Origin of the sequence: Flavobacterium denitrificans DSM 15936 (genome assembly GCF_000425445.1) — a bacterium.
In the GTDB taxonomy this organism is placed as follows: domain Bacteria; phylum Bacteroidota; class Bacteroidia; order Flavobacteriales; family Flavobacteriaceae; genus Flavobacterium; species Flavobacterium denitrificans.
In genome coordinates this window covers 273,499-285,871 of sequence record NZ_KE384378.1, presented here as the reverse complement: position 1 = coordinate 285,871, position 12,373 = coordinate 273,499, and the positions used below count along the sequence as shown (strand labels likewise).

The 12,373-nt window shown below is 33.0% G+C and carries 11 protein-coding genes, 1 tRNA gene and 1 pseudogene; 5 read left to right on the top strand and 8 right to left on the bottom strand.

Translation table 11 applies throughout. The features are described 5' to 3' along the window. The first annotated feature begins 132 nt into the window (after positions 1 to 132). Positions 133 to 2,571 carry a DUF4982 domain-containing protein gene (locus tag H600_RS0117765; RefSeq protein ID WP_026730055.1) on the top strand — a complete coding sequence of 813 codons (2,439 nt, stop codon included), beginning with the start codon at positions 133 to 135 and terminating at the stop codon, positions 2,569 to 2,571. Positions 2,572 to 2,630: 59 nt separating this feature from the next. Here the strand turns inward: H600_RS0117765 and H600_RS0117760 are convergent, their stop codons facing one another. The 3 genes from H600_RS0117760 to H600_RS0117750 are packed head-to-tail and all read right to left on the bottom strand — an operon-like array spanning position 2,631 to position 4,520. Further along, positions 2,631 to 3,200 carry a hypothetical protein gene (locus H600_RS0117760; protein ID WP_026730054.1) on the bottom strand — a complete coding sequence of 190 codons (570 nt, stop codon included), beginning with the start codon at positions 3,198 to 3,200 and terminating at the stop codon, positions 2,631 to 2,633. Beyond that, complete coding sequence (locus tag H600_RS0117755; protein WP_084157399.1) at positions 3,187 to 3,681, bottom strand: RNA polymerase sigma factor; 495 nt, start codon at positions 3,679 to 3,681, stop codon at positions 3,187 to 3,189. Before H600_RS0117755 ends, H600_RS0117760 begins: the two co-directional genes overlap by 14 nt. Before the next feature lie 2 nt (positions 3,682 to 3,683). Continuing rightward, positions 3,684 to 4,520, bottom strand: a complete 837-nt coding sequence (locus H600_RS0117750) for an alpha/beta fold hydrolase (protein WP_026730052.1) — start codon at positions 4,518 to 4,520, stop codon at positions 3,684 to 3,686. A gap of 195 nt (positions 4,521 to 4,715) precedes the next feature. Here H600_RS0117750 and H600_RS22265 point away from each other — a divergent pair, with 195 nt between their 5' ends. After that, the gene (locus H600_RS22265; protein WP_245176597.1) at positions 4,716 to 5,687 is read left to right on the top strand and encodes an aldo/keto reductase; all 972 of its coding nucleotides are present in this window, start codon (positions 4,716 to 4,718) and stop codon (positions 5,685 to 5,687) included. A gap of 404 nt (positions 5,688 to 6,091) precedes the next feature. After that, complete coding sequence (locus tag H600_RS0117740) at positions 6,092 to 8,539, top strand: sensor histidine kinase (RefSeq protein ID WP_026730050.1); 2,448 nt, start codon at positions 6,092 to 6,094, stop codon at positions 8,537 to 8,539. A 144-nt stretch (positions 8,540 to 8,683) separates the two neighbouring features. Here the strand turns inward: H600_RS0117740 and H600_RS0117735 are convergent. From H600_RS0117735 to H600_RS0117715, 5 genes and pseudogenes are all read right to left on the bottom strand, one after another. Further along, positions 8,684 to 8,764: transfer RNA gene (locus tag H600_RS0117735), tRNA-Tyr, on the bottom strand. 387 nt (positions 8,765 to 9,151) lie between these two features. Further along, a pseudogene (locus tag H600_RS0117730) lies at positions 9,152 to 9,538 on the bottom strand (peroxiredoxin family protein); the annotation flags it as partial. Positions 9,539 to 9,556: 18 nt separating this feature from the next. Beyond that, on the bottom strand, positions 9,557 to 10,318 hold the full coding sequence (locus tag H600_RS0117725; RefSeq protein WP_026730048.1) for a DUF4369 domain-containing protein: 762 nt from the start codon (positions 10,316 to 10,318) through the stop codon (positions 9,557 to 9,559). Positions 10,319 to 10,578: 260 nt separating this feature from the next. Next, positions 10,579 to 11,019 (bottom strand): KTSC domain-containing protein, encoded by a 441-nt coding sequence (locus H600_RS0117720; protein WP_026730047.1) that lies wholly within the window; start codon positions 11,017 to 11,019, stop codon positions 10,579 to 10,581. Positions 11,020 to 11,266: 247 nt separating this feature from the next. Next, positions 11,267 to 11,515: a hypothetical protein gene (locus tag H600_RS0117715; protein WP_026730046.1), complete on the bottom strand. Its 249-nt coding sequence runs from the start codon at positions 11,513 to 11,515 to the stop codon at positions 11,267 to 11,269. An 85-nt stretch (positions 11,516 to 11,600) separates the two neighbouring features. Here H600_RS0117715 and H600_RS0117710 point away from each other — a divergent pair, with 85 nt between their 5' ends. Both H600_RS0117710 and H600_RS23060 read left to right on the top strand, forming a co-directional pair. Beyond that, positions 11,601 to 12,167, top strand: coding sequence for a hypothetical protein (locus H600_RS0117710; protein WP_026730045.1), 567 nt, complete (start codon positions 11,601 to 11,603; stop codon positions 12,165 to 12,167). Then, on the top strand, positions 12,154 to 12,300 hold the full coding sequence (locus H600_RS23060) for a hypothetical protein (protein ID WP_167330310.1): 147 nt from the start codon (positions 12,154 to 12,156) through the stop codon (positions 12,298 to 12,300). The genes H600_RS0117710 and H600_RS23060 overlap by 14 nt, the downstream gene beginning before the upstream one ends. The last annotated feature ends 73 nt before the right edge of the window (positions 12,301 to 12,373 follow it).

Sequence of the window (12,373 nt, the reverse complement as noted above, 5' to 3'; positions counted from 1 at the left end):
AGACATTAAGTTAATTAAGTCAAGCTTTGTCAAGAAAATTAAGCATGCTTAATTTTCTTGATTTTTAATAACAATCAAACGCAAAGCTTAATTAACTTAATGTCTTAATGGTAAAAAAAAATAAAACAGAAAATGAAACTAGTTTTTAAATCAATATCATTCTTATTTCTAATGATTTTTTCGTCTGGAAAAATGATGTCACAATCCAGTACCATTGTTCTAAAAGACAACTGGCGCTTTTCTAAGGACGTAAAAGATGATGCCTCTGCTATAAATTTTGACGCCTCAAAATGGGATAAAGTCAGTGTGCCACATGATTGGGCTATTTACGGACCTTTTGATAAAAAATGGGATATTCAGACGGGAATCATTGAACAAAACGGCGAGAAAGAAGCAACTGAAAAAACAGGAAGAACAGGAGCATTGCCACATATTGGAACAGGTTGGTACCGAAACAGTTTTACTGTTCCAGCTTTCAAAAAAGGGAAAAAAGCACTTTTAATCTTTGAAGGAGCGATGAGTGAACCTCAAGTTTTTTTGAATGGAAAAGAAGTTGGAAAATGGGGATATGGTTATAGCTATTTTTATATTGATATTACAAATGATCTTCTGGTAGGAAAAGAAAATCTATTGGCTGTAAAATTAACTAATATGCCTTATTCTTCAAGATGGTATCCTGGAGCTGGGCTTTATAGAAAAGTTAGTGTAATAGTAAAAGAGGAGGAAAGTTTTGCGCAATGGGGAACTTTTATTACCACTCCAGAAACGAAAGGTGATAATGCGATTGTAGATATCAAAGCAGAGTTTAATGGAAGCAATGTCTCAATGGTGACGCAAATTAAGGATGCTTCGAATAAAGTAATCGCTACGCAAAAAAGTACGGAAGGTAAAGATGGAAGATTCCACCAAACAATTGAAGTGGCAAAACCTCGTTTATGGAGTCCTGAAACACCTTATTTATACACTGCAGTAACAAAATTATACGCTGCCAACGGAACTTTAAAAGATGAACAAAGCATTAAATTTGGTATTAGATACATCAAATACGAACCCAATAAAGGATTTAGTTTAAATGGTAAAGTGACTAAATTTAAAGGTGTTTGTCTTCATCATGATTTAGGTCCTCTGGGCGCTGCTGTAAACAAAGCCGCACTTAAAAGACAGTTGACAATTTTAAAAGATATGGGATGTAATGCAATTCGTAGTTCTCATAATATGCCTTCTTTTGAACAACTTGAATTGGCTGACGAAATGGGGTTCATGTTCTTGGCTGAAAGTTTTGATGAATGGGCAAAGCCAAAAGTAGAAAATGGGTACAATCGTTTTTTTACTGAATATGCAGAAGAAGACATTATGAATTTAGTACGTGCTACACGCAATCATCCTTGTATTGTAATGTGGAGTTCAGGAAATGAAGTTCCAGATCAATGGGGAGCCGAAGGGGTAAAACGTGCTAGATGGCTGCAGGATATTTTTCATCGTGAAGACCCTACAAGACCTGTGACTGTTGGTATGGATCAAGTAAAAGCAACTATGGAATCTGGTTTTGGAGCTTTACTGGATATTCCTGGATTAAATTACAGAGTTCATCTTTACGAAGAAGCCTATAAAACATTTCCACAAGGATTTATTTTAGGTTCAGAAACGGCGTCGACAGTAAGTTCAAGAGGAATTTATAAGTTTCCAGTTGTTCAGGAAAAAAATAAACAGTACGATGATTTTCAAAGTTCTTCTTATGATTTAGAAGCCTGTAGTTGGTCAAATGTTCCTGATGAAGATTTCGTGCTTCAGGATGACAAACCTTGGGTTATCGGAGAATTTGTTTGGACTGGTTTCGACTATTTAGGAGAGCCTACGCCTTACGACGAAAAGTGGCCTTCAAGAAGTTCTTATTTTGGAATTTCAGATTTAGCGGGACTTCCTAAAGATCGTTATTACCTTTACAGAAGCAGATGGAATACGAAAGATAAAACACTTCATATTTTGCCACATTGGAATTGGAAAGGCAGAGAAGGCGAAATTACTCCGGTTTTTGTGTACACTAATTATGACAGCGCAGAGCTTTTTGTAAATGGAAAAAGTATGGGAGTTCAGAAAAAGAATAACGCAACACCACAGAATCGTTACCGATTAATGTGGAATGATGTGAAATACGAACCAGGAACTGTAAAAGTTGTTGCTTTTGATTCAAACGGGAAACCGGCAGCAACAAGCGAGATTAAAACTGCTGGAGAAGCTTATAAAATTGTTCTTGAAGCAGATCGCAAAATAATCAAAGCCGATGGTGAAGATATCTCTTATGTAACGGTTTCGGTAGTCGATAAAAACGGAATTCCATGTCCTACGGCGGTCGATGAACTGAATTTTAAAGTAACAGGTGCAGCAACATACAGAGCGGCATGTAATGGAGATGCTACTTCATTAGAAATCTTCCATCAAGACCATATGAAGCTTTTCAGCGGTAAATTGGTGGTCTTGGTAAAAGCAATCGAAACTCCGGGCTCAATCCAGTTGGAAGTAACTGGTAAAGGGCTTCAGACTGGAAAAATTAGTTTGAAATCGGAGCGTTAATAATTACAAAAAATAAAAGAAAGGTTATCTACTACATTGTATAGGTAACCTTTCTGCTTTTAAGAAATATTTTTTAAGAATTGAAGAAGTGCTAATTCTTTTTTAATTTTTCGGATCATAAACAATCCGAAAATAAGAAAAAACCCAAATCCACTTATAAGGATGTAAAGATAAAACCCGTGTGAGAAATTAGCTTTAAAAACGGGTAAAAGGAAAATGAAGCCAGCAATATATACGAGATAAATTACAGGTGTAAAAATGTAATGAATCTTTTTTCTCCAGCTATAAAATTGATGTGCCTGTTTGCTATATTCAATTAAGGTAGCATCACTTTTTAAATTTTCTAATTTTTTTTCACTAACCCATTCTAAAATTATGCGCAATAACAGCATGGTGATCATGATGCATAATCCAATGTTGAATATGGTATGTTTGTAAGCAGCAACCCAAATATAATAAGCAATGAGAAGGATTGAGGAAAGGCTTAAAATTAGTCTGGTCCAAAAATGATTTCGTTTTATCATTTTTGTATGTGCTTCGGCTTTTTGTATAAGATCAGTGGCTTCTGGTTTTAGGTTGGATTCTGTTTGTTGATTCCAAGTATCTTGTAATTCTTCAAATGTTTTCATTTTGTACACATTGAGTTAAACTTTTTTTGATTCTATGGACGCGAACACGGAGTGTTTCCTCACTTATTCCGATTACTTCAGCGATCTGCTCGTATTCTACGCCATCTAAGATCATCAGAATAATAATTTTGTTTGCTTCTTCGAGCTTTTGTATGCATTTATACATTTGTTTCAATTGCTCGTCTTTTTCATCCGAATAGGCTTCAGAAACAATCTGCGGAAGACTTTCTGTTCTAATTTCTTTTTTAGAAGATGATTTTCGAAGGTAGAGGAGACAGGTGTTTACAGCAATTCTGTATATCCAAGTGCTGATACTTGATTCATTGCGAAAAGTATCTAGTTTCTCCCAAACTTTAATGAATATTTCCTGAGTAGCATCTGAAGCTAATTCAATATCTCCACAAAAGTAACCTTTGCACAAACGAAACACTTTTTGATAATGCTTGTTGTAGATCTCGTTAAACTGCTCCTTTTTTTTCACTATTATAATAATTCAGTTTTTACTTTTTCCATAAACCACTCCGGCTGGTCATACATTACAAAGTGTGCGGCGTTTGCGGCATAATATATTTTAACTGTCGGCAGGTTTTCATATTGAGCTTTATAGGTATTTTGTACTGTATTCAAATCTGGATTTGTAGCCGCTAAAATTACTACTGGAATTTTTATTTTGGCAATTTCTTTTCTTAGGTCTAAGTTAAGCATATCAATGTATCCATAAACATAGGTTTTTCTATCGGCAACATCCATCCATTGGCTTATTGTTTTCTGTTTATCTTTGTTTAAACACATATATGAAGTTGCTTGTGCATTCATTCCATTAAATGCTTTTTGATCCATGGCCAACATCATTTTGCTCTGCGGATTGTCATACGGAATTGCTTCTCCTTTATAATTAGGAATCATCAAAGCTGCACTTGCAGGCAAAGCATCAACAAGAATTAATTTTTTAAATAGATTCGTTTCTTCAGATGCCAACCACAAACTTAAAGTTCCTCCTAAACTATGACCAATTAGGATACTGTTTTTTAATTTTTTTGCTTTAACATAGGTAACAACCTCATTCTTTATTGTAGAAAGCCAAGGCCCTTCAATTGGAGGAACATTGCCAAATCCTGCAAAAGTAAAAACGTGGCACTCATAATTCTTAGAAAGTTCAGCTACCGTTTCATTCCAAACTTCTCCTGTGCATCCAAAACCAGGAAATAATAAAATTGGTGCTCCCTTTCCTTTAACTTCAACCTTAAAGGCAGTTTGAGAAAAAACAGGTTTTGAAATAAATAACATAGATACGATAATTAAGATAAATTTTGTTTTCATGATGTTTAATTTTTTAAAGTTTACCTTTTGATGCAGCGTGATATTAATTGTTACCTAAAAAATGATATTTTTTTTAAAATAATTTTAAATGGTTGATAATTAGCGTTTTGTGTTGTGTTAAATAGTTTTTAAATGCTGTCTTTGATTAATCATTTTATTTAAAATATAATACATACTTTTATTACTGATTTTAAAATGACTCACACACAAGCAAATATGAATTCTCAAAACCAAAAAAATGAAATAAACCGACGCAGATTTTTACAAACCACGGTAAAATTTGCGGCAGCCGGAATTTACTTAGGTGCGTTTGGTATGCCTGAATTATTAGCAAATGATGTTATCGACAAAAATGACCCAAGCATTCCCGATGTGAAGCTGAATAATGGTGTGAAAATGCCAATGCTAGGATTTGGTACATATGGGCTTAGTGGCGAACTATGCCAGCAATCAGTTGCAGCTGCAATAGCTTCGGGTTATCGTTTGCTTGATACTGCAAAAATATATGGAAATGAAGAAGCGGTTGGCAAAGGAATAAAACAAAGCGGAATTGACAGAAAGAAACTTTTTATTACCTCAAAACTATGGGTTGACGATGCGGGTTATGAAAATGCTAAAAAAGGATTTGAAGAGACACTCAGAAAACTAGGACTTGAATATCTTGATTTGTATTTGATACACCGTCCAAGAGGCGATGTAAAAGGGTCTTGGAAAGCAATGGAAGAACTTTACAAAGCAGGAAAAATTAAAGCTATTGGTATAAGTAATTTCGATCCGGCTCAAGTTGTAGATTTGTTGTCTTACGCTCAGATAAAACCTGTAATAAATCAAATTGAGACGCATGCTTATTTTCAACAGGCCAATGATTATAATGTTTTAAAACAGCATAATATTCAAATGCAAGCTTGGGCGCCTTTTGCTGAAGGACGCAATGGTCTTTTTACGAATGAAGTATTAACCCAAATTGCTAAAAAGCATGGAAAAACTACAGCGCAAGTAAGTCTGAGATGGCATTACCAACGCGGTATTGTCGCCATTCCGAGATCTTCGCAAAAAGCACACATTATAGAAAATCTGGATATATTTAATTTCAAGCTTGATAATGGTGATATGAAAGCGATTGAAAAGCTTGATTTAAATCGTACTCAGTTTCCGGAATGGAGTTAATTAACTCGATAGAAAATAATGCTTTTTACATCAGAAAGGATGTTGCAAAACAAAAGACCTGCAAATCTTAGATTTGCAGGTCTTTTGTTTTGGAGATAGGAGAGTTGTGCTTTAAGTCCATAACCATTTTGTATACTTTATTTTTTTTTAAGTTGTATCACCTTGATGTTGCTATGGAAATTAAATCGTTTTATTGAGTAAAAATGAAGCCGATGATAATTATGTTTGTATTTAATATATTGGTATATAGTAGCTTAGTAGTTTTGTCGTATACGAAACAATTTGATGATTTTATAACAAATAAAATGGTTTTATGAAAAATTTTCTGATATTTATAGCCAGTATAAATAACCTTTTTAATTAATTTAACCGCCATAATTTAAAGAAATTAATTCCGCAACTATATGAGGCAACTTTGTTTATTATTTTTCTTTTCAATAACTTCTTCAGCTCAATTATCACCGACGGTAAGCAAGTATGATTTGCCTAAAAAGAGATATTTGATTAAATCGTGTGCCAATTTCCTTTATGGAACCAATCAAGGCGCCATAGATGTTGACAGCTCCGTAGTATTAGCAAGCAAAGCCTATAAGTTGCCCGCTTCTTTAGCTTATGATGAAGGTTATAACGATGGTTCATATTTGATTGGTCAAGACTTAATTGACAAAGGAAATATTAGTCAGGCCAAAAGACTCCTTGCCAGTTCTAAAGATGATGAAAAAATTAAATTATTGCTGCAGCTTGGGAGTTTTTATCTCTTTAAGCCGGGAACCAAACCTAAGGATCTGCAGAATGCTTTTTTTTATATAAAAGATGCTGTTGATCAAAGCAATAAGCTTAAAATAAAAAAATGGCAGCATCAAAGCGAAATTTTGCTCGGTAGATATTATTTTCAAGCGAATAATGAAGCTGCAGGGAAAAAATATTTTGAAAAAGTTATTGATGAATCCCGAAAGGTGAATGATAAGATTACTCTTGCTTATGCTTTAGAGTGTTATGGGAATCTTTTAACCAATTTCGATCCTAAAAAAGAAAAAATTTTTAAAGAAGTTTCTTTTTTATACGAATCATTAGGGCTAGAGGAAAAAAGGATTGATAGCGAGCAAAGACTTAGCACTATTTATTTTTGGACAGGACGAATGAATATTGCAAAGAAAAGATTTTATAAAGATCTGATTGACTTGAGAAAAATTGGTTTCACCCATCAGCAATTTACAGAAAATACTATTGCATTTATAGAATTGTACCAACACAACAATAAAAGTGCCTTGTATTATGCTTTAAAAAGTGTAAAAAGGATGGAAGATGAGAAAGATTTTACTTTAGGGGATATTACGTATTTGAGGCTTGGTGATGTCTACAATACAATGGGTTACAATGAGGAGGCCTTGGAAATGTTCAAAAAAAGTATTGAAGTAAGTCAGAATGTCCTAAATAATGGATTTTGGTATCAAAGTATTTTTAGTGCAATTGATGCCATGTCAGATAAGGGAAAGAACAGGGAAGCTCTTGATTTTATTAGTTCGATAAAAACTAAATATCCACCAACTGGCGCATTTGACAAAATGATGCTTGCCTATCGAACAGCTGTCTGTTATAAGCGGATGAAAAATTTTATGCAAACTGAAAAATATTTTAAAGAAATGGATTACTATGCTACACAGCTTAAAGATTCCTATACCTTTAATGACGTTGCTATTGCATATACGGAAATGGCTTTGTTTTATGCCGAAACAAATCGCCTTAGGCTTGCCGAGTATTATACAAATAAAGTTTTCTTACTTGGCAAGATCCATCAAAAAAAATATAATTCAGATATGCTTCAGCTTTTGCTGTGTAAAACAGATTCCCTGAAAGGCAACTACAAGGAAGCCCTGGCTCATTTCCAAAATTATAAGAATATAAATGATTCAATTTCAAATAACACCCAAAACAAACAAATTGAAGAACTTAAAATTGCGTATGAAACAAAAAATAAAGAACAAAAAATCATACTACTAGGTGATCAATCCAAACTTCAAGAAAGGGAACTGCAAAAATCACAACTTTTAAATACAGTATCGATTTGGAGTCTAGTTTTGCTGCTTCTTGTAATTGGTCTTTTATTTAACAGATATCGTGTAAAACAGAGAACTAATATCAAGCTGGAACAGAAAGAAAAGGAAATCAATCAGAAAAATAGCAATTTGAGCCATTTGCTGGATGAAAAAGAGTGGCTTTTGAAAGAAATCCATCACCGTGTAAAAAACAATTTACAGACTGTTATAAGCCTTTTGAATTCACAATCCGCTTATCTGGATAATGATAAGGCAATCTCAGCCATTAAAAACAGCCAAAACAGGATACACTCCATGTCGCTTATTCACCAAAAGCTATACAGTGCCGATAATGTATCGACAATCAACATGCAAAATTATATTAAAGAGCTTGTTGCGTATCTTAAAGAATCATTCTCATTTGGCCAAAGAGTTCGTTTCGAAATAAAAATAGATCCGCTGGAACTTGATGTGGTGCAGGCAGTCCCAATAGGCCTTATATTGAATGAAGCTATAACCAATTCTCTGAAGTATGCCTTTCCGGATGAGAAATCGGGAATAGTAGCTGTTTCACTTCAGAGTTTCGCAGAAGGCCATTATCAATTGATTATTTGTGATAATGGAATTGGTATTGATACTGATTTCACGAATAAGAAGGCTGATACATTTGGCATGAGTCTAATTAAAGGCCTGACTGATGATATAGATGGCAATTTCACTATGGAAAATAATAATGGAACAATTTTGAAAATTGATTTTAAGGCGGAATTTCCAATCACTAAAAAGTATGGTAATAATAATGCAGTGAATATTTAGAATTTTTGATATTCGGACTACTTTTATCTGTTATGATTTTTGACAGTGAATTGATGGATTTTGCTGTAGAGATTTTGAGCTTTTAAAAAATAAAAAGCGTCATAAAGCAAAAAAACCTGCAAATTATAAAATTTACAGGTTTTGTGGGGAGAGCAGGATTCGAACCTGCGAAGTTCACACAGCAGATTTACAGTCTGCCCTCGTTGGCCGCTTGAGTATCTCCCCGATCTCAGCTTGTTGTGCTTTGTTGTTCTAAGCGGTGGCAAAGATAGGAACTCTTTCTACATTTCCAAACAAAAAAAGCACTTAATTTTAAGTTATTTTAAAGTTATTTTTTAATTCGTTGGAATTGAATAAAATAAAAAATATCTATTTTGAAGTTTTTTTATTTATTTTTTAAAATAAGAATATTCTTTTGTTGAATTTGCTGATTTTAACTCTGATTATGATTTGAAAAAGTTGTCAACTACTGCTTTTATTGATGGAAAATAAATCTTTTGAAGAAATTATATCCAATTTTCTTTAGCTTAAAAAATGTTACATTTAAAATTTAGATGTTGGCAAAAAAAAAAATCTCCACTAGGGAGATTTTTTTATTCTTAATATTTGATATTATTTCGCCAAAAGCTCTATAATTTTTGCTCTCAATTCTGGCCCCCTTAAATCCTGAGCTACAACTTTTCCTGATGCATCAAGAATAAACGTTGCTGGAATTGATTCAACATTATATTGCTTTGCAATTGGCTCGTCCCAAAATTTCAAGTTAGAAACATGTGTCCAAGTTAAACCATCTTTAGCGATAGCTTCTTTCCACTTGCTAGCTTCTTTGTCTAATGAAACACCAATAATGTTTAATCCTTTTGAATGTAATTCTTTATAAATTGCAACTACATTTGGGTTTTCCTTTCTGCATGGTCCACACCATGAAGCCCAAAAATCAACTATGGTTACTTTGCCTAAACTTTCTTTAAGCGAAACCATTTTTCCTTCTGGATTAGGCGCTGAAAAATCTGCTCTTCATTTAGCGCTACCAACAGGAGGAGCTGATGCACCTACAGCAGGTAATTTTGCTTGACCAATTTTAGTTTTAGCTTCTTTTCCAGGAGTTGTATTTTTTACAGACTCATCTAAAGAGTTATAAATGCTTTCTACTTTTTTAGCATCTGCAGTTGGATCTTCAGACATTCCTTTTACAATTAATGCAGAAATGAAAGATTTTGGGTGAGATTCAGCATAAGTAACATACTTCTTTTTAGTGTCATTCTGAACTTCTGTTTGAATTTCCATGTATTGTTTCATCAAGCCATTGATAGTTGCTGTATCTTGAGCTTGTTGAGCTTGTTGCATTTTAGCAGTATTGTTTTTTTGGAAATCCATTAATCTTTTTTGAGTTTTGTTAAGCTCTTCTTGGAATTTTACAAACTCTTCGTTGTTGTAAGTTCCAGAAATTTTAGATTTGTGGATACTGTCTTTATCAATCGCGATTGCAATTTCTCCTGTTTCTAAGATAAATGGAATTGGAGCATTAGCATCTTGAAGAATTAAAGTGTGAAAAGCTGGTTCAACTACTTTTCCTTTTATTTCGAATTTTCCGTTTTCAACTTTTACTGTATCAAGGGCAACAGTCATTTTAGTAACTGGATCTTGACCTTGAAGAATGATTGTTTTTCCGTTTGCAATTCCTGTTGCAGTTCCTGTAATTAGATACTCTCCGTCTTTAACTTTGCTGCATGAAATAATAGCTACAGAAGCTGTAAGTAAAAAAAATATTTTTTTCATTATAAAAATTAATTAGTTAATTGATTTGTGCAACAAAAGTATTTAAAAATATAGAACATCAAGAATTTTGTAACCTAAAATTTTGTTATAGTTTTTTATAGCTTAAAGTCCCTAAAATCAGGTGTTTTGAAGGTTTTATGTGATTTGAAACTATTAATTGTCTCTTTATTTTGAATGAAAATAAACAATTTAGCATTTTTTGGGCATAAAAAAAGCACTCTGTTGTAAGAGTGCTTGTGAGTATATTTTTGATGCAAAAACTATTCTTGGTTTGTTTTCTTTCTCCAAGTAAATGCATTTAAGATATGTCTTTTTGCAAATCTAGCTGGAGAATCAGCATTTACCATTTTTACGTAAGTTGCTTTTGGAACACTGATGTATTCGTAAACACTTCCGTTAGAAAAATCGATAATTAAACGGCCTTCAACAAATTTGAAATCTGTGATAGAGCAAGTTGTAATTGTTTCTGTGTATTCAGGTAAATTAAGTTTGATAGTATCAGGGTGAATACTTACTAAAAAATGGTAAGCTTCAATGATCGTTTTGCTTTTTTCTTCTGCCTCTTTTAAACCAGCCTCGTTTCCAACAAATTTATCAGGATGAGATTCTTTCATCGCGTTGCGATAAATTGTTTTTAAATCTTTTAACTCTGCAGTTTTCTCTACGTTTAGTAACTTACGGTATTCAACTATTTTTTTCATAAATAAAAGGTAACTACTTGTCTATTAGTTTGAAATCGATATTAATTAGTTCAAATCGACAAATTTTTTGCAAAGGTACACTTTTTTTTAACTTTTCTGTTTTCAACTAAAAAATATTCCTTTTGAATTATGAATTATGAATTATGAATTATGAATTATGAATTATGAGTTATGAGTTATGAATTATCTTGTTATGCACAAAGAAAAACTCATAACTCATAATTCATAACTTCTAACTTCTAACTTTTTAGTTTTCCGGCTTATGATTTGCCTTATCAAAGTTTCTAGATTTCTTAGGATATTTATCGTAGCTGATATCACTTGGATTTTCGATTACAGATTTGATAGTAACCCAATCGCCAACATTAAAATTAGAATGAACCATTTTATAGTCTAAAAGATATTCTCCGCAGAAATAATTATTATTTTCATCTTTTTCGATAATACCGGTAAAAACTCCTTTTTGCGGCATTTTTTGTTGTGCATCTTTAGACATGATTTTTTATTTTAAATTGAAGAAGCAAAGGTAAGCATTTTAGATTTGGTTTAGGGAGTTCGCCGTAATCTGAGTATATTTGCACATGCAGAAAAATTTTAAGCCACATCCAAATTCTTTTAAAAATACATTTTGTGCTTTTCATGAGGTGCTTTCTGATAAAATTGAAGGATTGAAAAAGCAATTCGAAAGCAAAGCTGGAAGTGCTTATTATTATACTGAAGAAGGCATGTATCGTGTTTCGAATCATTGGGGGAGATTAGCCAACAGCAAATGGCGTTTGATTGCCCGAGATCCTGATCCCGAAGCTTCGGGAGAATCGAAAACGAAAATTGGTTTTGCAAAATGGAGCGAATTTTATCCTGATAATGCAGAGGAAAAACTCTATTATATTGATGCCGATTTCGATAAAAATCTTGCCAATTATCAGCATAAAAGTAATCCGGAGTATGACGGAAAAGCGATTTTAAGAACAAGTTTTGAAACCGCAAAAAGACTAAAACAAGTTCGGAATCTGCAACAACTCACATCTTGGGCAAAACATTTTGATTATGATGATATTGATGACTTAAGAAAGCAAATCATAACCGAATTGATTTTTACAGAGAAAAGTTTAGAGGAAATTAAAAGAGAAATTTATGGGACGCAATAATGAAAGAAACATCAAAAAGCACAATGATAAATTGCATAAAGCCCAAGCAAAAGCAAAACAAGCTGAGATTTCACGCAAAGAAAAGCTCAAAGAAATAATGAAAAAGTTCAACGAGAGTAAAAACGAAGAGTAAAAATTTTAGTTTCAAGTTTCAGGTTTCATGTTGCAAGTTAACACAACAAACCTGAAACTTGAAACCTGAAACC

Excerpts from the sequence above, each read along its gene's own strand:
- H600_RS0117765 (WP_026730055.1), top strand. The coding sequence starts at position 133 with ATGAAACTAGTTTTTAAATCAATATCATTCTTATTTCTAATGATTTTT.
- H600_RS0117760 (WP_026730054.1), bottom strand. The coding sequence starts at position 3,200 with ATGAAAACATTTGAAGAATTACAAGATACTTGGAATCAACAAACAGAA.
- H600_RS0117750 (WP_026730052.1), bottom strand. The coding sequence starts at position 4,520 with ATGAAAACAAAATTTATCTTAATTATCGTATCTATGTTATTTATTTCA.
- H600_RS22265 (WP_245176597.1), top strand. The coding sequence starts at position 4,716 with ATGACTCACACACAAGCAAATATGAATTCTCAAAACCAAAAAAATGAA.
- H600_RS0117740 (WP_026730050.1), top strand. The coding sequence starts at position 6,092 with ATGAGGCAACTTTGTTTATTATTTTTCTTTTCAATAACTTCTTCAGCT.
- H600_RS0117725 (WP_026730048.1), bottom strand. The coding sequence starts at position 10,318 with ATGAAAAAAATATTTTTTTTACTTACAGCTTCTGTAGCTATTATTTCA.
- H600_RS0117720 (WP_026730047.1), bottom strand. The coding sequence starts at position 11,019 with ATGAAAAAAATAGTTGAATACCGTAAGTTACTAAACGTAGAGAAAACT.
- H600_RS0117715 (WP_026730046.1), bottom strand. The coding sequence starts at position 11,515 with ATGTCTAAAGATGCACAACAAAAAATGCCGCAAAAAGGAGTTTTTACC.
- H600_RS0117710 (WP_026730045.1), top strand. The coding sequence starts at position 11,601 with ATGCAGAAAAATTTTAAGCCACATCCAAATTCTTTTAAAAATACATTT.
- H600_RS23060 (WP_167330310.1), top strand. The coding sequence starts at position 12,154 with ATGGGACGCAATAATGAAAGAAACATCAAAAAGCACAATGATAAATTG.